This is a genomic window from Njordella aestuarii (assembly GCF_056494165.1).
In genome coordinates this window covers 2,574,473-2,595,676 of the sequence record NZ_CM151397.1, presented here as the reverse complement: position 1 = coordinate 2,595,676, position 21,204 = coordinate 2,574,473, and the positions used below count along the sequence as shown (strand labels likewise).

At 52.0% G+C, this 21,204-nt stretch carries 11 protein-coding genes; 5 read left to right on the top strand and 6 right to left on the bottom strand.

Features of this window, described 5'->3' with window-relative positions:
- Positions 1 to 18 precede the first annotated feature (18 nt).
- From SH451x_RS10130 to SH451x_RS10110, 5 genes are all read right to left on the bottom strand, one after another.
- The gene (locus SH451x_RS10130; RefSeq protein ID WP_479362341.1) at positions 19 to 7,770 is read right to left on the bottom strand and encodes an SDR family NAD(P)-dependent oxidoreductase; all 7,752 of its coding nucleotides are present in this window, start codon (positions 7,768 to 7,770) and stop codon (positions 19 to 21) included.
- Between the two features lie 315 nt (positions 7,771 to 8,085).
- A complete protein-coding gene (locus SH451x_RS10125) occupies positions 8,086 to 8,826 on the bottom strand; it encodes a 4'-phosphopantetheinyl transferase family protein (RefSeq protein ID WP_479362340.1) in 741 nt (246 codons plus the stop codon).
- A gap of 87 nt (positions 8,827 to 8,913) precedes the next feature.
- On the bottom strand, positions 8,914 to 10,428 hold the full coding sequence (locus tag SH451x_RS10120) for an NAD(P)/FAD-dependent oxidoreductase (protein ID WP_479362339.1): 1,515 nt from the start codon (positions 10,426 to 10,428) through the stop codon (positions 8,914 to 8,916).
- Between the two features lies 1 nt (position 10,429).
- Positions 10,430 to 11,389, bottom strand: a complete 960-nt coding sequence (locus tag SH451x_RS10115; RefSeq protein WP_479362338.1) for a radical SAM protein — start codon at positions 11,387 to 11,389, stop codon at positions 10,430 to 10,432.
- A gap of 53 nt (positions 11,390 to 11,442) precedes the next feature.
- Positions 11,443 to 12,771, bottom strand: a complete 1,329-nt coding sequence (locus SH451x_RS10110; RefSeq protein WP_479362337.1) for an asparagine synthase-related protein — start codon at positions 12,769 to 12,771, stop codon at positions 11,443 to 11,445.
- Between the two features lie 176 nt (positions 12,772 to 12,947).
- Here SH451x_RS10110 and SH451x_RS10105 point away from each other — a divergent pair, with 176 nt between their 5' ends.
- From SH451x_RS10105 to SH451x_RS10095, 3 genes are read left to right on the top strand one after another with little or no spacing between them, the layout of a single operon-like run.
- Positions 12,948 to 14,432: a hypothetical protein gene (locus SH451x_RS10105; protein WP_479362336.1), complete on the top strand. Its 1,485-nt coding sequence runs from the start codon at positions 12,948 to 12,950 to the stop codon at positions 14,430 to 14,432.
- Positions 14,393 to 17,797: a hypothetical protein gene (locus SH451x_RS10100; protein WP_479362335.1), complete on the top strand. Its 3,405-nt coding sequence runs from the start codon at positions 14,393 to 14,395 to the stop codon at positions 17,795 to 17,797. Before SH451x_RS10105 ends, SH451x_RS10100 begins: the two co-directional genes overlap by 40 nt.
- Positions 17,798 to 18,094 carry a hypothetical protein gene (locus tag SH451x_RS10095; RefSeq protein WP_479362334.1) on the top strand — a complete coding sequence of 99 codons (297 nt, stop codon included), beginning with the start codon at positions 17,798 to 17,800 and terminating at the stop codon, positions 18,092 to 18,094.
- Positions 18,095 to 18,509: 415 nt separating this feature from the next.
- On the opposite strand, the gene SH451x_RS10090 is transcribed toward SH451x_RS10095, so the two are convergent.
- Entirely contained in the window at positions 18,510 to 19,907 is a 1,398-nt protein-coding gene (locus SH451x_RS10090) for a hypothetical protein (RefSeq protein WP_479362333.1), read from the bottom strand.
- Between the two features lie 135 nt (positions 19,908 to 20,042).
- On the opposite strand from SH451x_RS10090, the gene SH451x_RS10085 reads away from it, so the two are divergent.
- Entirely contained in the window at positions 20,043 to 20,369 is a 327-nt protein-coding gene (locus SH451x_RS10085; RefSeq protein WP_479362332.1) for a DUF6793 family protein, read from the top strand.
- Between the two features lie 13 nt (positions 20,370 to 20,382).
- The gene (locus SH451x_RS10080) at positions 20,383 to 20,961 is read left to right on the top strand and encodes an RNA polymerase sigma factor (RefSeq protein ID WP_479362331.1); all 579 of its coding nucleotides are present in this window, start codon (positions 20,383 to 20,385) and stop codon (positions 20,959 to 20,961) included.
- The last annotated feature ends 243 nt before the right edge of the window (positions 20,962 to 21,204 follow it).

Below are 21,204 nucleotides of genomic sequence, written 5' to 3'. Positions count from 1 at the left end.
AGCGTAATCAAAGCTGTTCTAATTTTTCTCGAGATTTTCTAATTCAAGTAACTGCTCCATAACTAATTCGTTCATCTCTTCTTCGGATAGTGCGGCTACCTCAGCAGCCAGATCCACTTTGAAGATTTGTGTATCGTCGTCACTTGCTTTGCGATCTTCCAATGGATCAAGTGCCGAGTCAAAATCGGTAATTTCAATCGCTTTGCCACTGTCGGCAGATTTCATATTCGGAGTCGCCACGCCAACTTCTGCTGCGACATAATTGGTTAACGCATCCAAGGTAGCATAGTCGAACAAGATCGTTGGACTCAGTTTTTTGTCGATTGACTGACCAATTGCATTGCACAGTTCCACTCCCGTGAGCGAATCAAAGCCCAATTCGCTCAGCGGTCGATGTGGATCCGGCGCAGTAACAGACGTCCACGCTAGAATCTGTGCAGCCAGACTACTTAGATGGGAAGCCACGACAGCGAACTGTTCGCTCTTGGGTGTTGCAGCCAGCATAACCAACAGTGCCGCTTGAGCAGTATCTTGCGCCGATTCGGGCTTCAAATGCTGCGATGCGATATCGCTCAGCCACGGGGGAACTGCATTGCGGGGCAGACGGGAAACAAATTTGTCCCACTTCATCGGGATCACCGCAAGTTGTGTTAAGTTCGCCCGCAGGACGTGATGTAGGCACTGCATACCGCGAACTGGGTCGATCCACTCGACGCCAGCGGCAGCCCATCGTTTGTGATCGGCGGCGTCAAGGCTTGCGGCCATACCGACTTCAGACCATGAGCCCCAGTTGATGCTGATCGCTGGCAACTCCATACGTCGACGCTCGTGAGCCAGGGCGTCCAAGTAAGCGTTTGCCGCAGCATAGTTCGCTTGTCCAGGTGAGCCCATGATGGCCGATGCTGACGAGAATAAGACGAACGTCCTAATTGGCAACTCCAACGTCAGTTCGTGTAAATGTCGTGCACCGAGCACCTTGGCAGCAAAGACTTTCTCGAACCGCGACACTGTTAAGTCTTCGATCAAGCCATCGTCCAAGACACCTGCCAGGTGGAAAATTCCGATAATTGGCTTAGAGCCTGAAGAGAACCTGCTTAACACGTTCGAAAGCTCGTTCCGATCTGCGAGATTGCACTGCGCGGTCAAGATTTCGACGCCTTGATTGCGAATTTTGGCAATCGTTTGTAAAGCAGATTCGGTTGGGTTTGATCTGCCAACTAGCACGATCCGCGTGGCCCCGCGATCGGATAACCACTGCGTAAGCCTGAGACCTAGTCCACCGAGACCGCCGGTCACCAAATAGGTGCCATCGGCATCTATCACTCGCGACGCATTTAGGTCGACCGACGTATGACCTAATAACGGATCTCGCAGACGTGGCACGAGTCTTTTTCCACCGCGGTATGCAACCTGAGTTTCGTTTGACTGCGAGAGAACTTCAATCGCGAGTTGCGTCAGATCGCGAGGTTGAAAATCAGGGCTCAAGTCGATATGAGTGCAATGCAAATCTGGACACTCGTTTGCGATTACTCGGGCTAATCCATTTGTCAAACTTTGCAGTGGCAACATCCGCTCAGACGATTGGTCATCGGTATGTGGTACCGCTTGAGCTGAACGAGTGACGGTGTACAAACGGAAGCCCTTAGGAAGTCTGCTCTTTGCCAACGATTGGACAGTCTGAAGCAAAAGCCCCCAACCAACTTGCTGCGATCGGTCCAATGAAACAGGACTGTCATCTGTGATCGCTAGATTACCAAGATGAATAACGCTATCGGGTACGCCACAACGTTCGAAGTAGTCGGCCAGGCAATCGCTTGGCGTCGAGCAGGAATCGATCACGTCACAGCTGTGGCCAGCGCCTTCGAGTTGATCGGCAAGTTCCGTACTCAGCTTTGAACCGACATCCAGAAGCAAGATTCTTCTCGGTTCTTTAAGTTCATCGTCTGGTTGACTAACCTCGGTCGGCTGCTCAATCCAGGCAAGCTCCTTCATCCAACTAAAGTCTATCGGACTTGCGATGGTTGCCAGCCAGTCACGCGGCACCGCGACAAACTTTAAGTTTACTAATTGCAAAACAACGTCACCTGCTTCATCGCAGACATCCAACGATGCAGTGACGCTTTCGCTGGATGACATGTTTAGCTCGAGCGAACAACGAGATGGACGTTTGCTCGATACACTAGCTGTCACACGTTCGACGCTCTGCGGCGTTAGTAAGACTGGCGCATTCTGGATCTTTCGGGCGTACAGTTCGATCAGAGCAAAAATCTCATCGAGCAATGTTGGCGACAAGTGATACCTGCCTTGCTCTGCTCCTGTGTTTGGTTCTAATTGGATATCGAGCTTAACAAGTCCATCGTTAGGTTCGTCACGGTACGCAAACTTATTTAGCAGACTGAATCTTGAATCGTGCGCACTTCCGTTGCGTGACAGGTCATTTTCGAGTTCTTCGATGTCACGCCACTGTTGATTGCTATGTTGTTCTTGATTTGAGATACTAGTGCGTGATTCGACGGTTGTGATCGACGCAGTGCCGATCGTCTCATACTCGGCATTCACCCGCGTGTCCGAACCCACTGTGGAAGCGGGCTGACTCGCGCTAATTTTGATTGTTGGCGACTCGCCTGAGGAATCAACCACCGTTTGCAAGCACGCTTTGCCTTGACGCAGCAGAACGGGTACCCCCAACGCAACGTTGTCCAATGAGACTCTGTTTGCAGTTGGTAGAGACTGCGCTGCTGCCGCAACGAGGGTCTCAATTGCCGCGGCCGGCATCAATAGCTTTTGCCCATCAACGGACCTTACCAGGGTTGGGTCAATCGTTGTCGCTGAAATATTTTGTTCGAAGATCTTTTGCGGAATCGGCAAATTTAGCCGATTACCTAAGAGCGGATGGTGCTCGATGGCATCTTTTTGCTGGGCCTTTCCATCACGCAGGCGGCAAATCAAGACTTCGCCGCCAAAATATCGCGTCCGCTCGAATGGATATGTCGGCAGCGAAACTTTTGCCGCCGATTGCGTGCCGTTCACGGCCGGCAGATCCACTGCAGCGCCAACGGTGGAGAGCTGCCCAAGGCTCTTCAAGATTGACACCTGTTCGTGCTCACCTTGACGCAAGCTAGAAATCCATTGATAGCGAGTCGAATCTTCGACACAACGCATCGCCATGCCAAGCAAGATTGGATTAGGACCAATCTCAACAAACGTATCACAGCCAAGATCGACTAAGGCTTCAATGTTTTCGTTAAACCGAACTGCGTTTCTGGCGTGGTCTGACCAATAATGCGCTGATGCAAACGTTTCGCGATCAGCGATTTCGCCGGTGTAATTGGATGTAATTGGAATGTGTGGCTTCAGGAAATGACACTGGGCGGCTGCGGCATCGATTTCCGACAAAGCAGGTCGCATCAGGTGCGAATGGAAAGCGTGGGAAGTCGATAGGTCCTTGCAGCGAATACCAAGCTTTGTGAACCGCTTGGTCAACTCGTCTACTTCGGAGTTCGTGCCTGAAATTACAACGTTGGACGGACCATTGTAAGCGGCGATCGAGACGCTATCGCGAAACTCGCGAACATGTTCGGCAACCAGGGCAACTGGAGCGAGAACTGCGGACATTTTGCCGCCCTCTGGCTGCTTCTGCATAGCTTGAGCGCGTCGCGCAATCAGCGTGGCTGCGTCGCTTAAATTGAGCACACCACTTGCAACCGCCGCTGCGAACTCGCCGACGCTGTGTCCCATCACAGCATCGGGCTCGATTCCCCAGGCGGACCACTGGCGCAATAGTGCGTACTGGAGTGCAAAGATAGCAGGCTGGGTGTAACCCGTTTGATTGATCAGGTGACTCGCATCGCCAAAGAGCAGATCAACTACGGAGCGAGCAAGTATAGGCTGTAGAATGTTGTCGCATTGATCGATGGCCGCTCGGAATACCGGTTCGTGCTTGTAAAGTTCACAGCCCATTCCAGCGTACTGTGAACCTTGACCGGTGAACAGGAACGCAATCTTTGGCCGTTTGGACTTGAGTGGAGCAGACTTTGTCGCTTGTGAAATGTTCGCCGAGCCAGCAAAAACGCCGAGCTGGCTGGCGAGATCAGAAACAGAATCAACAACGAACGTTTTTCGGCACCGGAAGGCTTCGCGACCGGCGTTCAAGGTATGACTTACATTCGCCAGATCTAGACCTTGCGACTGGACTAAACTGACGTCGGACAATCCGTCTGCGACCTTCCGCGCGTACTGCTGAAGAGCGGCTGGTGTCTGGGCAGAGATAGCAACAAGCTGCAGATGCTTCTGGGACGGGCTTTGGGCAGTCGACTGGACGTTTGGAGCTTCTAGGATTATGTGCGAATTCGTGCCGCCAAAACCGAAGGAGCTGACTCCGGCGTATTGCAATGCGGTGTTACCAATGGTGCTGGTCGGAATTTGAAGCCGATTATCTTCCAGGTGTAAGATTGGATTCGGTTTTTGCAGGTGTAGATGCGGAGGAACTTGTTGGTGCTTCAGGACTAAGACGGCTTTGATAAGTCCCGCGATTCCAGCCGCACTTTCAGTGTGTCCGATATTGGTTTTTACCGAGCCGACCAGAAGTGGTTGTTCCGTTTCAGTAGGCCGATAAACATGCTTGATGGCTTCGAGTTCAATGGGGTCACCGAGCTTTGTGCCTGTTCCATGCGTTTCGACGTACCGAACTTCCGAAGGCCGAACGGAAGCTTGACTCAAGGCTTCGATCATCGCTTGTTCTTGCGCGGGACCGTTGGGTGCAGACAAACCGTTGCTACGGCCGACGTGGTTGACCGAGGTACCGCGAATGATTCCGTACACAGTGTCGTTGTCGGCGATGGCGTCTGAGAGTCGCTTCATGATGACGACGCCACACCCTTCGCTCCGGACATATCCGTTGGCTGATGCGTCGAACGCTTTACATCGTCCATCTGGCGAAAGCATTTGTGCCTTGGTAAGCACAATGGACATTTCAGGACCAAGAATCAGATTTACGCCACCGCTTATTGCAATGTCCGACTCTCTCTCACGCAAGCTTTTGCAAGCCAAGTGCGTGGTGACGAGCGAAGACGAGCAAGCGGTGTCTAGCGTTAAGCTTGGTCCGTGTACATCCAGGAAGTACGAAAGCCTGTTGGCTATGATCGAGTGGGAACTGCCTGTGCCATTGAAGACATCAATGTCGTCGAAGTTGGCCATCTGTCGCAAAACATAGTCACTATAAATTGCACCGATAAATACTCCGGTGCGCGTACCCGCAAGTGAGCTGGCGCGAATTCCAGCGTGCTCTAGGGCTTCCCAGGCGACTTCCAACAAGACGCGTTGTTGTGGATCGATGCGAATCGCTTCCCGTGGCGAGATATTAAAGAAGTCGCCGTCAAAATCCGTTGCATGGTCGACAAATCCGCCGTGCCGAGTGTTAATCGTTCCTTCCGCGAGCGAGTCGTCATTGAAGAATTCGTCAATGTTCCAGCGCTCGGCCGGAACCTCGGTGATTGCATCGCGACCTTCAATCAACAACTTCCAGTAATCATCAACGCTTTGGACTCCACCAGGAAAACGACAACCAATTCCGACAATCGCAATCGGTTCGGCGTCCGAATTTTCCGGTTTTTGGAGGCTCAGTGACGGTCGAGTCACGTGAGAAACTTCGCTCGAACTAACTTGCTTCTGATCTTGCGGCTTTGGGTGATCAACAAGCTGTATCGGCGCGGAGTTTGCAAGCCACTTTGCCAGTTCCGCAATAGTAGGATACTGGTAAATCGCAGTCGGTTCGAGCGGTCGGTCGAGCCATTCCGAGAGCTCGGCAGTGACTTCCACCGCATCCAGCGATGTGAGGCCAAGTTCGACAAAAGGTGCATTGCAATGTACAGCACCCGAGTGTAACTGGAGTCGCTGCGCAATATGGTCAACTAAGAAACGTTCGATTCCAGCCTGCGTGTCGGGGTCGCTATGGCTCGCGACAATCCCTTTACTTTGCACGCTCGACAAAGTGCCTTCGGCCAGCGGCAGTTTCGAAGTTGGCGATGAGTATTTCCAGGAAGCTATAACATGGAGTTCATTGGTCAAATACTGCTCGCGACATGCAAATCTCTGCGTCTTGCCGCTCGAAGTTTGCGGGATACTTCCGGCCTTTACTAGTACCACGGCCGAAACTAACAGCTCGTGGTGAACTGCCACGCTCTTGCGCAAGGCATCGATCGCAGCTTGAGTATCAAATTGGCGTACTCGTGGTTCAATCTCTTGAACAACAACCAATAACTCTTCGCCTTCGCTGTCGATTGAAAAGGCAGCACAATGATTTGGGCGAAACGCAGGATCTGCGTTGGATGTTGTAAGCTCGATATCGTCAGGGTAATGATTCTGACCACGAATTACAATTAGATCTTTGATGCGACCGGTGATGTATAGCTCGCCATCGACGATAAAACCCAAGTCACCGGTGCGCAAAAATGGTCCTTCGCCGGTTGACGTCATCGCTTTGAAAACGCGTGATGTAGCTTCAGGGTTACGGAAGTATCCATCAGCTACGCTGTCCCCCTGAACCCACACTTCCCCCAGCACTCCATCAACACAAGGGGCAAGCGTCTCAGGATCAACTATTTTAAAGCATTGACCTGGCAACTGTTCGCCAGAACCGATGAGTCGTTTTGTACGGGTGCCTTCGCCAGTTGCATCCTCAACAATCGCTTTACTCAGAGCAATGCTATCGACCGCGATCTGTTTCGGTTCGCGTCGTACGGATCCACCGCTGACGATGAGAGTCGCCTCAGCGAGCCCATAGCACGGATAAAACGATTTCGAGTTAAAGCCGTAGGGCGCGAAAACCTCAGCAAATCTGGCAAGAGTAGATGGTCGGACCATTTCCGCGCCTGAAAACGCGACTTCCCAGCAACTCAAATCCAACCCTTCGCAATTTTCCGCCGTGGCTTTGCGTGCAACGAGGTCGTAAGCGAAATCGGGCCCACCGCTCACGGTCGCACGGTCTTCACTGATCGTTTTTAGCCATCGCATCGGTTGCTGCAGGAATGCCGCAGGAGCCATCAGAGTGCTTGAACCGCGTGTGTAGATCGTTTGCAGTATACCGCCAATGAGTCCCATGTCGTGGTAGTTTGGCAGCCAGAAAACGCCACGACTTGCATCGGAGTTGCGAAACGCCTTCTGGATCAATCTGCTATTTGCCAGCAAATTCCGATGGGAAATGCAAACACCTCGCGGCGTCGATGTCGATCCCGAGGTGTACTGCAAGAATGCGAGATCGCTAGCATCACGCGGTCCATTGACGGTTATCTGCTCAAAAGCATTCGGCGAAAATATGTCTGCGATGCTGTCGGTGCTTATCCAACGCAGTTGCTTGGCGGAACTACCATGCATTTCGCCGGTCGTTACAAAATCGGATTCCCAAATCTGTCGCGAGCTTTCGGTTGTTAGGATAACCGATGGTTGTGAGTCTTCGACGATCGAGTGGAGCGCACCACGAACTCGGTTCCTGCGTGGCGGCGCGACCGGGACCGCGACTACACCGCTCAAGAGACATCCTAAAAAGGCCGCGATGAAGTCTAAGCCGGGTGGGTAGATTAGGATCGCTCGCTTACCGACTAACTTCTCGTCGACAAGCATTTGGGCAACGGACGAACTGCGAGACAGAAGTTCGTTGTAGGTCCACGAGTCTAATTCTAGACCGCTTTGATCGATCGATCGGAAAGCAACTTTGGATGAGTTATCGGCCAAGCTGCTTAATAGCTCGGCAAAAGTTGTTGCGGGTTTGGTCACGGTGATTTCTGATTGCTCAACGATTGAGGAGGTAGATCCATCTGCTTAATCGTTCTGGTGTCTTCCGATGACCGACTATGTGGGTTTCGACAATGCTGCTGGAGCATCACACGGCAAATACTGGTCCGCACCGACAGATGCTATGAGGTTGGATGATTAGCTGCCGATTTACGGCTGGCCGAAAGGATGTTTGTCGCCTTCGAACTGGAAGCTTCAGCATTGCTTGGATTTTCACATTGTCAATTTGCTAGCATTGATTTGAGCACTAATATAGCGCAAGTTGCCCAAGTTGCCTATTCTTCGCAAGCATTAGAGTTAAAGAGTTTCGAAAGAAAAAGTCCGCGTGTGGAACGGTCTTCCGAAGGTTGCCAGCCAAGATGTGGTATTCGTGCCGATCTGTAACCGGTTGAAAGCCCAATTTGCCGCCGGATCCACTCGGTTTGCCTCGTACTTATGCCTTGAATACAGCAACTGTGCGGGATCGCTCTCTAAGGCGACCGAGAATTGGTCGAGTGGAATCGATAGCCCAGCCCCAATCGCCTTGATGTAGGCTTCTTTACAAGTCCACACTTCAAAAAAACGCCGCCTGCTCTCCCCGGGCTCCAAAACTGAACGAATGTGCGCCACATCCTCGCAAGCAAAAAAGGATTCCGCCAATCCCAAGAAATCGACATCTTCCCGTACAACTTCTAAATCGACGCCAACATCACGTTGTCTAGTCACGGCGAGAGCCATCCAGTCCTTAGAATGCGTCAGGCTAAACTGCAGATCGTTTGGATTCTGATCAGATCGTAAGAAAGGCTTACCGAAGGCATTGGTTTCAAGCTGAATACTGCTGGGGTCCAGTCCGAGATATACTCCCAATACTCGGCGCATCAATGCGCGTCGTTGGGTGAATCGATACTGTAAATCGGGAAATCGGTAGCGATCGGCCCGAGCACACTCGTCTGGATCAAGAATGCACCGGCAACTTGCTGCCTCGGCTGGGTCTGGCGGCACGCGACCGTACCAGACGTGGACTTCATCGATAAGTTCTTGGAGGCGAGGGTTCTGCATGCTGGTGTATTGTAACGTGATTGCCCAAAGCGTGGGCTATGCGGTACCGGCTTCGCGGAAGGTCTGGCGATTCACGATCAATAATCGCTAGAGCACGGCGGAGTGCAATATGCGATTCTTAAATTCCTTTTTCAACAGCCCAATAGTATTGAAGGGCTCGATCGCCTTCTGAAGTGCACTTCGGATCGCGGCATAATCATCGTGTTTTTGAGATTGATCTAATGTGCGAAGCTTCGCGGAAAAACGTTCGATCACAGAACTCAACGCATGATTTTCGCAACTCAGGAAGCCAGTTTGAGCAGTATCACCATGCTCAGCGATCGCCTTCTCATGAAGTATAACACTGCAAAAGTATGCGGCGGTAAGGTCCATGAACAATTTCGGATTCGGCAGACCAGCGTAACACAATGCCACGAGCTGATCGATCCAACGAATCTCGCACTGTAGTTCACGTTGATAGCTCGCAAGATGTTGGGCAACATTGTGGCTCTCGAACACAAAGATTTTAGCAAGTCGCCCAATTCCGTGCAGCGAATGCGCAATTCCAGTACTGTGCAGTGGGTCGATGAATCCGAAGGCATTGGGTAGAGAAACCCAGCCGTCGCCGAACGCATGGCGATTGCATCGAGCAATTCGTTGCGAAGTAACCAAGTTCGCTGGAGAAATCGTCCCTTGCTCAAGCGACACTATTGGCAAAGCGTGCTGCAGCATGTTTCGCAGTGAAGGATATTTATGCAAAACCTCGGACCACTGCGAGTCGGCGCTTGTTTCACTTTGGTCGGTAGTCATCAGCCCAACACTGGTTATGCCCGAGTCAAAACGCAGCATCCAGAGCCATCCAGATTCAACAACATGGTGCTGAGCGGCGGCGTCAGGGTCAAAGATCGGGGAACTATCAAACCGACGATAGCCGTCAATGTCGTTTACGCTGCCGACTTGTTGGAAATGAGCAAAGATAGCTCGCGCATCTGTCAGCAGTTCTTGGCTGGCATCGCCTGCATGAAACATCGACTGAGCGAACTGGCCGTTACCGGTTGCGTCTAAAATCCACGTCGCCGTGCAAGGTAAGTGCGGCGAAGATGACGTTGCTTCGTGAGTAGATTTGATCGTCAACAACCAGCGGTCGGAAGTGCGTTGAAGTTCGCTGATGAGGCGATTGGATAAGAAATCTACACCGTAGCCTTGTGCAACATCGACTAGAAACTTGTCGACGTCGCTGCGCATCCAGTGCGTATCACTCATTTCGTTGTTGGCGGACGCTGCCACTAAAGCAGAATAACTATGCGAAGAATCGTCAGTGAACTCTTGGCCGGGTTGGTGACTGAAATAGCTGAAACCTCGCTTCAAACCGCAACGCAGCGTTGGATACGATTGTTTCCAGGATCCGTAGCGAGTCAGCGGCAGCCACTCCGCGATTCCGTATTGGTTGGCGAGACAGGCAAGTAGATTGTCAGCGATGGGAGTGCTCGATTCACCGATTGCAAAACGCGGGTGGCGATCGCGATCAATCAAGAGCACCTTTCGACCAGCTTTAGCAAGGATTGTCGCGAGTATACTGCCGGCGTATCCCGAACCGACGCATACAAAGTCATAGTGCCGCATCTTAGAATCTTGGACAATCGCAAGTTAGGCTCGCAAGGTCGATAGAAGTGTCAAGCCCATTCTGACTCCATGTTTTGAGGCGGTTCAGGCGAGGCTCGCGACAGCCGTCACATTGCCCGCTGACTTGATTCCAATTCCAGACGTCGACAGAACAAGTCTGCACATCGTTTTCAAGACTCATACAAGCCACAGCAGCAAGCTCAACATCTTCGGCCGTTGGCGGACAATATGCGCCAAGCGCAACCCATTGCTTCAGGGGCCCCCAATCGGCTCGCGTCGGTATTAAGCTAACGTGCCTCACTCCCCAGCGAAACGCATCTTGCACAGAATCGATGGTAGATTGCATTGCATCGACCCGGGTTTCGTCACAAGGCGGGGCAATCATCACGAACGCTCGACAATCCATATCAGCAGCCAACCATTCCGCGATGGTACGCCGCGCGTCCTCGCTGGTCATCTGTTTGTTAAGGCACTTCAGCACGCGATCATTGGTCGATTCTAGTCCGACTGCGATTTCGAGTTTTGCGGTGAGCAATGCTTGAAAAGCCCCGATATGCCGATTGTTGAAGAGCGGATGGTTCTCCACGACCACTCTTTTGTAAGGTTCACAAAGTTTTGCGATCGTATCGTAGTCATCCACAGGAATCGCAAGCGGATCAAAAAAGTTACTAGCATTATACAGCTTGATCCAGTCCGTCGTCTGCAGACCAGCCAGGGCAGCACCAATCTGCATCGGAATGTGCCCGGGTGGCGTTGGGCCATCGATCGTAAACTTCCACAAGTCGCACATGCTGCAAGTCAGCGGGCACTCTCTACCCGTCAAGAAAGCAGTCGTAGTTGTTACTTGCAAATTGCCATATCGTTCAACTTCCAGCAACGAATCAGCGGCGGGACGAGTGGTATCCACGTTCAGGCGAGGAACTCGATCCTGTTTGATTTCTGAGGCAGTTGGATGATGCAAAATTACACCAGAGCTGGGTTGGAATGCCTTACGAGATATCTAAATCTGTGCTTCTATGTCCATAGATTAGCAAATTCAAGTCGGTACGATTGTGGGTCGAGCGGAAAAATGGTCGTCGCTGCGTCGTCCGCCAGACTACCATGCTGGAATCGCCGTTTCGGAAAGACGGGCATGTCCACCTCGCACCAGTGTTTGACCCCAGCGCTTACGATCTGACCCTTGAGTGCATAGAGTTTTTCGTGGCTCCAATCCGTTAGCTCAATAAAAGGTATCCCTTCTGCGACATCGATTACGGCAGGGAGCGCGAATGGGCTAAAACCTTCAAAACCTAAAGTGGCCGCGGGAGCCCAGGTACGAATATGTCCGCGACTTTGCCCACCAGAATATGTCAACGAATGTTTAATTGCATGTACTCCCCAGCCTTCTTGATAGAGCATCATGTTGTTAAGCACGCTGCGAATCGTCAGCTCCGGGTTCTCTTCGATTGGATAATCTTTTAGGTTTTCATCGCCGCCATCGCCGTCGACTAGATACTTCCACTCCGGGTAAAGTTTTCGAATGCCTTTGCATAACGCCAGGGCCATTGTGCCACTCTCAACATCCAACCGTTTGTAATCTTCCAGCACAGCGATGGTTTCCTTCCAATCGACATCTCGGCTCGAAACGTCGATCACTTCCCAAAGCATATCGAGCCCGCATTGTTTGACGAATTGAGCCGCTTGGTCTGCATCGGCGGCTGAATTGTCAATACGAAGCGTGAACGCCTTGAGCCTCGCTGGACTTTCGCCGCGTTTGAGCAGCAAATCATTTAAGGTGATAAGGACTGCGCCGGAGTCTATACCGCCGGAAAACAGGACGCCGATCGGTGCAGCCTTGGGCAGCTTGTCCAGGTAAGCACTGCACTGCTGGCGAAGTGCTCCGATATAGTCACGCCCAATCAATGCGATATCGGTCGTGTAACGATTCCGCTCAGGCGTAAAAAAGCGTTCGTATTTTGGATTCGGATCAGGACAACCCACCAGTTCTACTTCGGTAACATAGTGCGCCGGGACCATGCGAGTGTACGATGGGTGGAATTGGTCGCCTAAGCCTAACACGTTTAAGCGCTGTCGAATCATTTCCATCCGTTGAGCGATGATCAGCAGAGGTCCATCGGTCTGCTTGGCAAGAAAATATCGCATAGGCCTTCCGATCGAGCGAGCCATGCGGACCGTGCGACCACTAATGGCCGCTATGGCAAACTGCCCCTGAATTTTGGCCACTTCGCTTGCTTGCCCACTGGCGACAAGTTTTTCAGCCGAGGCGTAATCCATATTCAGCAACATGTTCCCGGACGGGTCCATGAGATTTTCGACTTTGGAAACGTATTGCGTGGGATACATGGCTGCCTTCAGATAGAACTTGGTTGACGTCTGCGAACAATTTTACTCCAAGCATCATTCGAAGAGATACCCCAGGAGCTAAACTCTGCGCGGACGCTGGTGGGGGTGCTATTTCTGACGAGTCGCCTACAATTCGCGTTTTGATTTCCAAGCAAAACGCGACGAACCTGTGCGGCATGGCAAACGACCCAACAACAACCGAGCCGACCATTTGGACAGAAGCGAACGAACCACTTCGGCACGATTTTCCGCAGACCAATCGACGGATTCCTTCGTATTGGATGTGGGTAATCCTAGTGTTTGCCCTGGTAATTCGTGTCTCCGCCGCTTTCTATTGGCAGGCTCAGGCCGATGCAGACAACAGTTTCTTTCGGTTCGGCGACAGCGATTCTTACTGGTATTTAGGCGAGCGGATCGCCGACGGTGAAGCTTATGAATATACGGCTGGCGGTTCCAAAATTTTTCGCGCGCCCGTTTATCCAATGCTCTTATCTACAGTTGCTTGGATCGAACCGCAGCGGACCGCGGTGTTGGCGGCGCGGGTTCTGGGATGCTTGCTAGGCACGCTTTCGGTCGCCATTTGCTACTGGATAGCGCGTCGAATTGCCGGAGAACTGGCTGGGCTGTTGGCGGCCGTCATGGCGGCGACTTATCCTGGCGCGATTGGGATGAGCATCTTTATACTGAGTGAGTCGATCTTCTGCCCATTGATGCTTGGCTCGTTAGCCTTGTCGTGGTTAGCGTTCCAGCAATCTACAACTTCAGCTCCGCAAAAAAATCGAGACGAAAGCGAGCAAGTTGCAGCGGTGCGTTCGCGTGTGTGGAGTTCTTGGGTTGGATTGATCTTCTTCAGCGGTTTGCTCAGCGGCATAGCAACGCTGGCGCGGCCCAGCTGGATTCTTTGGATGGGGATGCTGACGCTCTATCTGACTTGCGCACTGGTAGCAAAGCAGGAGAGGCAGACGCGTTGGTTGCGAGTTCGTAGGAGCCTCGGATTGCTGACGCTATTCGCTTGCGGGATGGTCACAGCGATGACTCCGTGGTGGGTGCGGAATTACCAAGCTGTGGGGATATTTGTACCGACGACCTTACAAGTTGGAGCTTCGTTGTACGATTCGCTGCACCCAGGAGCTAGCGGCGGGAGCGACGAGGGGATGACTTTTAGCGGCGATTTCGCGCAAGAGCTAGCATACGAAAGGCAAAAGAGGCAAGCTGCGCAAGATACATCCGTCGCAGAAGACCTGCTGCCGTTTGAATATGCAGTCGATCAACGCATGAAACAGGCAGCAATCCGTTGGTCGCTCGCCAATCCGTCTGACGTCGTCCGGTTGAGTTTGATAAAGTTCGGCCGGACTTGGGTACCGCTTCCATCTGCCAATCAGCTGAACAACCGTTGGATTCGATCCGCGGAAGCTGCGAGCTATTTGGAGATTGTCGTGTTAGCCTTGGCCGCTATGGTGTGGATGCGTGGCAAAGCTGACGGGCTGATCTTATTTGCATTGCCGTGCATCTATTTTGCTGCGATTCATGCAGTGTTCGTCGGTTCGGTAAGATATCGCCAGCCGGCAATTTTAGCACTGTGTATCGTGGCTGGAGTCGGGACCGCAGGGATTGTGGTCGTATGTCAAAGGTGGATAAAGAGCCGAACAAAAATGAACTGACTTCTGGTCAGGTGTCCGCCGCTGCGCGCTCCGCAGGCAGCGTATGGGAAGGCCGACTTCTTTGGCTCCTAGTCATCATCTTGCTAGGTTATTGGGGGCATGGATGGATTCGGCAACGCGTCGATCCCGAGATCCGCATTCGAGCCCTCAAGATTCTGCGCGATCGATACCCTCAGCACATAATAACGCTTGAGTCGGCCCATCTGGTCGAAGGTAAAGCAATTGTGCTGGATGGCTTGCGTATCGCACTTCCTGGCACGCAAGGAACCAACGACGTCGCTCGCATCGGCCGAATAACTGCATCGGGAAATTTTTCACTGCTCAGCCTGGGAAGCGGCGATATTACGATCACCCAAGTGCACATCGATGACTGCAATGTTTCAATATGGCCGGTGAACGATAACGTCTGGTCGCTGCAGACATTGACCAGCAGCGGGCCGCTTCCTGAACAGGTTCCGCCGATTTACATCCGATCGGGAATCGTCAAACTGCAGAGCGAGCCGAATTCGGCTGACGAAATCATCTGCCACGACCTTAAAGCGCGTTTCCGAATCAATCACGCCGATGCCGCGCTTGCCGATCGACCTTATGAATGGCAAGCTCTGATTCGCAGTAACTATTTTGATCTTGTAAGCGTCTATGGAAGTGTGAGCCAAGACAAAAACGACTGGGCCCTTCAAGGTTCCGTGACTCGATGTAATTTTACTCCCGAGCTGACGAGCCGTTTGCCGAAACAGTTTCAGCAATCCCTTACGCAAGTCAGTGGGCTCGACGGCTACATAAGTTCCACCTTCGGCGTTCAAAAACCGCGCGATGGGGCTGTGGCATTTGAAGTCCGCGGCGATATCAGCAACGGCAAACTGATTCACCCACGTCTCCCCTATCCGCTGGAACAACTTGCTGGCCGGATCTACTGCCGAAACGATATGCTGCAACTTCGGGAAGCTACGGCAAGGAGTGGTGATGCGACTTTTACTCTAAATGCTGACGTCTATGGCATGTCCGCGTCAGTGCCGATCATTGTCGATCTGGATGCAAAACAACTGCCTTTGGATGATCGTCTGTATCGAGTGCTTTCGCCAAAATTGAAGGCGACTTGGGATCGCTTGCAGTTGTCTGGCATGGCCGACGCGGCGATTCGCTTTGCCTATGATGGAACTCAGTGGCAACCCACTGTTGATGCTCAATTCCGTTCCGGCACAGTGACCTTTGCGGAATTTCCGTATCCGGTCACCGATCTTACTGGTCGAATTCATTTGACGACAAAATCTGTCCTCTGCGACAAAGCAACCGGAATGGCTGGGGGATCGCCCATCCAACTGCGACTAGCGATGAATCGCGATTCGGATGTCTGGACTTACGATGCAGAGATCTTGGCAGAAAAGCCTATCAAGATCGACGATCAACTGCTCGACGCGCTCTCACCAATAGCAAAACCGACGACATCAGCCGAGCAATTTGTTCGATCCCTTCGGCCTTCTGGGCTCGTCCATGTACGCCATGCAAAATTCTCGCGAAAGAATGCGCAGGCTGCACCGCAGCAATCGATACGACTCGAGTTCGAGCGTGCCGCAATCGCTTATCAAGCCTTCGAGTATCCAGTTTTTGACATCCACGGTTCTGTGGCAATAGATAACTCCCGAGTTACCATTGAATCGCTATCGGGTCAGAATGACAGTGCGAACATTCATTGCCAAGGCGTTTCGATCTGTGACAAAAAGGGCTTGCATAGCCTACAACTTTCATTCAACGCCTTCGCAGTACCGTTAGAGGAAGAGCTTCACCGAGCACTTCCGCAAGGCACTCGGCAGCTTTGGGACGCGATTCAGCCCAATGGCGTGGTGGATCATGTCGCTATCGACATTCTTCAAACAAACAACGAGACCCCACTCGATATCGCAGTTCGAATCGTAGAAAAAGCTGGGGAGTCAAAACATAACAGCCGATCGGTTACGATTCGCCCCAAAGAAATTCCTTATCCGCTGACTGATATTAGCTGCCAGATCTCCTATCGCAACGGCATTGCAACGATCGATCAGATCTCAGGCCAACATGATGTTAGTTATGTGACAGCACAAGGTGAGTTTTTGGTGGCGGCGGATGGAACGTGGAATGGTGAAGTACAGTGGTTGCCGCAAACGCGTGTTATTGTTGACCAAAGTTTTCTGACTGCCCTACCCGGCTATTTGCAGCAACCGATTCTGAATTCGGCTTTCCGCGGGCCAGTTGGTGTCGTTGGTACGACTTCATTCACATCCAGCGGCGACGGCAATTCGATCTCGGTTCGCGATTGGAATCTGGAACTCGCCATTGAGGAAGGTCGTTTGGGCTGGGGCCAGATCGCTTCGGGAATTCGAGGCTCGGTCTACGTTCGCGGCCAGTATGATGGAACAAACATCCTAGCCAAGGGGCAGCTTGCGCTCGATTCTTTACTGGTTTACAACGTTCCAGTTCTGGAGTTGCGAGGGCCTTTCGCCATTGTCGAAGGCAATCTTCTGTTAGGACGAGATAGCGATCCGGTTGATTTGCCGATGGAACCGAACAGTACGCCCGTCGGAGTGCAGCCGGCTTCGTATCAAATCAGGCAGACGCCGCAGGCCAGTTTACAGCCGAAGAATATTGCGATGCCCGTTGCAAATGCTTCGCTGTCCAATCCTCGCGATCCAAACTTTCTCCGTCCTGCGGATGACCCGCAGCTTTTCTTGCATGCAAGCGATGTTATGGCGCGTTGCTTAGGCGGCAAGCTGTATCTACGCGGAAAGCATAACATCATGGGTGGCCGCTCCGAAGTAAGTTTGCAGCTACAGGAAGCGGAGCTGCGGGAGATGCTTATGGATCTTTCGCAAAATGCCAAGGGCGTAAGCGGTAAGGTGTGGGCTGAGTGTAACCTGCAAGGGTCGCTGTTCAACCAGCAGACTTGGACAGGCCGCGGACAAGCTTGGCTGCGACATGCAGACTTGGTTCAGTTGCCGGTTATGACGCGCCTCTTTCGAGTGCTGAGCATTAAAGATCCGGAAGGTGGAGCTTTTGAGAGTGGAGAGTTGCGTTTTGGAATCGATGGTGACCGAGTGCCGATCGACGCCCTTTCGCTTGACGGAGATATTATTTCGTTGCGTGGTAAGGGTTCGGTGAACATGCGCCGAGAGATTAATCTGGAAATGTTCGCTTATGTTGGCAAACGCAGCGTCATTGCAGCGCTTTTGGGACCTATAGTTAGTAATAACGATAACGCGTCGCTGCTGGCCATCGAAGTCGGTGGTACAGTCGATGCGATGGAATTTCGACAAAGCTTAAGCTTGATGAACCCCAACGCCGCTCAACTATTTCCAGAGCGATTCTTTGTACCAACTGTGGAGGCAAGATGAATGCAAGTCCCAATCAGTTCCAGCATTGCGGGAGTCGTCGGTTACGGCGCGACTCGTGATGCAAAAGTGCAAGGCACGGGCGTGGCGAACACGACTGCTGCTCCGCAGATCGGCCCTGCTCAGCTAGAAAAGAATGCCTCGACGGGCGACCGTGATGCTCAAGAGCAGTATATGGGAGACGGCGGACGCCAGCGGTCTTCGCCGGATGAAGCAGAAGAAGCCAAACCTCTTCTACTTGACCTGTTAGATTTACCAGCGGATCAACCTGAGTCAGGAACGCTCGACTTACGAGGCTAATCTAGACAGTTTTTCCAAAGCTGCATGCCTACCTCGTAGCGGCGTTCGCCTAGCACGCTCTTACAGTAGCCGCGTTTGCTTTGAACGATCTAGCCGTAGCTGCGTTCGCCTAGAACGCGGGTGAACCTGGGTGCGTATCCTGAAACCCGTGCGTATCCTAAATGTGGATCGGTTCCTGCAATGTGGATCGGTTCCTGCAATGTGGATCGGTTCCTGCAATGTGGATCGGTTCCTGCAATGTGGATCGGTGCCTGCAATGTGGATCGGTGCCTGCAATGTGGATCGGTGCCTGAAAACGGGTGCCACTGCTGGCTTGCCCAGCAGTGCTCGTGGCGTAACAGGAAAGCTCCCCAACACGCCCCCGGCTTCTGGCGAAGCCAGCTACGATGCGCTTGAGCGACGCGTTTCGACGATCCTAATTCAATTCGTCAAAATCCTCAAATCCGTTTGCACGAAGATACTCAAATTCAAGCTCTGCAATTCTTTCAAAACCGCTCGCTTTCAAAATTTCGGCTCGATGGTAGCGGTAGATTGCCAGGCCTTTGAGCATTGGATCGTTTTGCTTGATGCCTAGCGGGAGCTTCACCTTTTTAGCGTTGGTAGCCAAAGTCTCAGCTAGCTTCTTTGCCCGATCCTGCGATGCTTCAGGCAAAGATTCTTTGGTTCCCGTATCCGCAGGCAAACTATCAAATTCAGTTTCCTCAGCATCATCCGCTTCCTCAGTCGCAACGGTTTGTTCTAAATCGGTGGCTACATCATCCGCATCATCCGGTCCCAGTTCGGTTACTTCCGCTAGTTCGGCGACTTGTTCATTCGAAGGCGGCTTTTCTTCTGTAGACTTTTCGTTCGACTGATTGGATTGAGGTTGCTGAGACGCGTTGCTTTCCGCGACTGCGAGTGCTTCCAGTAGTTGGTCGTTACTGAAGGAGCTGATCACGTCGCGTCGTTGTATATCTTTGATGACTTTGATCATCGATTTCTGAGGAGACGCGAAGATCGCGGTATCAGTGCTGCGGAGTTGGCCGACGAGTTCTGTATAATTATTCAAGATCGCATCTTGCATCACCGGCAAAGCTTCCAGGTGACGACCTTGCGCGTGCATGACCCACGCCTTCGTATCCAAAAATGCTGAATTGCCACGATTGCGATTTTCAGACAGGACTAGATCAATAGCCTTTTCGGCCTCTTCCAGCTGCGTCCCCGCAAGCGAACAGGCGTACGCATACGAGTTGTTCAAGCTCGTTGGACGGTCTTCAGGGTCTGGGTAAACATTAGCTATCGTCTGAATGACCTTTTCATAGCGGTCATCGTCGAAGAGTAAGGATACAAAGATGCTGATAAGGTCAAAGCGTGTCGACTCGGATAATTTTTGGAAATCCTGATGAGTGAAAGCGTCTTCAAATAGTGTGATTGCCGAATCGACATCTCCCGCTTTTACGTAATCGATTAGAACCTCCAAGAGATATTTGGATCGCGCTTCGGGACGGTAGCCTTTGAGCCACGTCACAGCCTCCGGCAATTCCATTTTGGGTTGCGTTTTAAACGACAGTACTTCGTAGTCTTCCGACTTGACGATTTCAGGATTTATTTCTTTGGCTCTCGCTAGGTACTGCCGAGCCTGCTCGCGTTTGGGATCGTTTTCATCTTTGCTAGTTTCGTACGCTTGTTTAGCAGCGGCCACGTACCATTTCGACCGCTCGATCGGCAAAAAAGCGATGAGGGACGGTAAAAAGATGAGTGCGGCAAAGAAAAATGTGACCACTGCGATCAAGATCTTGTCTTTTCGTCCTGATTTATTCAAAAATTCGTCCATGGAACCTGGCCGCAAAAAGGAAAGGCGTGAAAACAAGCGGTTGCGAGTGATGAGCTTGCATCTTACGATGGATTTTCAGAAGCACCAAGTTCCTACGCTTGCAAAACCAACCTGGTTTTTGGGAGAATTTAGTCAATGCCGCTCTTCGAAATCGAAACGGACGCGCACATTATCGTAATTCTGGCAGATGACGAATTGGCAGCCAGGACGCAAGCAACCGAATATTTTCCGCACGACCGCGTGCGTCGGGTCGCCAAACGACCTCGCGACTGTTGGGTAATTTCCAAAGCGGCGCTTGGCCTGAGCGATACCGATAATCAGTTGTGCACCATCGCGCGAGATTGCTTGTCATCATCGTCGGGAGATAAAGTGCAAGCTATACGGCTCTATATGAATCGCACCGGCACAGACCTCGAGAAAGCTCGACGGGTCATCGAATCGAACATGGCGATGGGCTGGTAAACCGAGAACAGTTATGCTTACCACACAGCTCAGTCTGCTTGCTCGATTGCACAACTCTGACGATGTGGAAGCGTGGCGATGTTTCGTCGAATTGTACCAACCAGTTATTTATCGTTCGCTCTGCTACAAAGGCTTACAAGCGGTCGATGCCGAAGATGTTACGCAGCAAGTGTTATTTTCGATCGCTCAGACACTTGCCAAGCGTCCCCATGATCCTGACCGCGCCCGTTTTCGTACTTGGTTGCAACGAGTAATCCGAAATGCAGCTTTGAATGCCTTACAAAGAGTTCGCCCTGATCGTGCAGCGGGCGGAACCGATATGCTGCAAGCCCTTCACGTCATTCCCGAAAAAGAATGCGACGATGCATTGCTGGATCGCGAACATCGAAAGCAACTGTTCCGGGTCGCTGCGGATGGCATTCAACATGAATTCGAGCCCGAAACTTGGGCTGCGTTTTGGCGAACGATGGTTAATAACGAATCGATCGAAAGCGTTGCTCAGTCGCTGGGTAAACAAGTTGGCAGCATATACGCTGCGAGAAGCCGCATCATGCGAAGACTGCGGGAGGAAGTCGAGCGAATTTCGGAATAAGCGAAACCTGAAACTGTAGAACGACTTAAAATCTGCAATTCTTGCTGTCAGACCGCCGCAGCCTCGGTGTATAAGGCCTTAACCAAGCCACATTTGCGAGTCCTCGAACCGTGCTGGATGGCCTGACCATCGCCGATTCGAGTTCATTCGGGCGGTAATGCGTGGCACATGCGGGGGAGACCGCATTATAGGGCACGCGAACAATAGATCATGGCGAGTTATACTATAGAATTCTCCTAAACC

Excerpts from the sequence above, each read along its gene's own strand:
- SH451x_RS10125 (WP_479362340.1), bottom strand. The coding sequence starts at position 8,826 with ATGCAGAACCCTCGCCTCCAAGAACTTATCGATGAAGTCCACGTCTGG.
- SH451x_RS10120 (WP_479362339.1), bottom strand. The coding sequence starts at position 10,428 with ATGCGGCACTATGACTTTGTATGCGTCGGTTCGGGATACGCCGGCAGT.
- SH451x_RS10110 (WP_479362337.1), bottom strand. The coding sequence starts at position 12,771 with ATGTATCCCACGCAATACGTTTCCAAAGTCGAAAATCTCATGGACCCG.
- SH451x_RS10105 (WP_479362336.1), top strand. The coding sequence starts at position 12,948 with ATGGCAAACGACCCAACAACAACCGAGCCGACCATTTGGACAGAAGCG.
- SH451x_RS10100 (WP_479362335.1), top strand. The coding sequence starts at position 14,393 with ATGTCAAAGGTGGATAAAGAGCCGAACAAAAATGAACTGACTTCTGGT.
- SH451x_RS10095 (WP_479362334.1), top strand. The coding sequence starts at position 17,798 with ATGCAAGTCCCAATCAGTTCCAGCATTGCGGGAGTCGTCGGTTACGGC.
- SH451x_RS10090 (WP_479362333.1), bottom strand. The coding sequence starts at position 19,907 with ATGGACGAATTTTTGAATAAATCAGGACGAAAAGACAAGATCTTGATC.
- SH451x_RS10085 (WP_479362332.1), top strand. The coding sequence starts at position 20,043 with ATGCCGCTCTTCGAAATCGAAACGGACGCGCACATTATCGTAATTCTG.
- SH451x_RS10080 (WP_479362331.1), top strand. The coding sequence starts at position 20,383 with ATGCTTACCACACAGCTCAGTCTGCTTGCTCGATTGCACAACTCTGAC.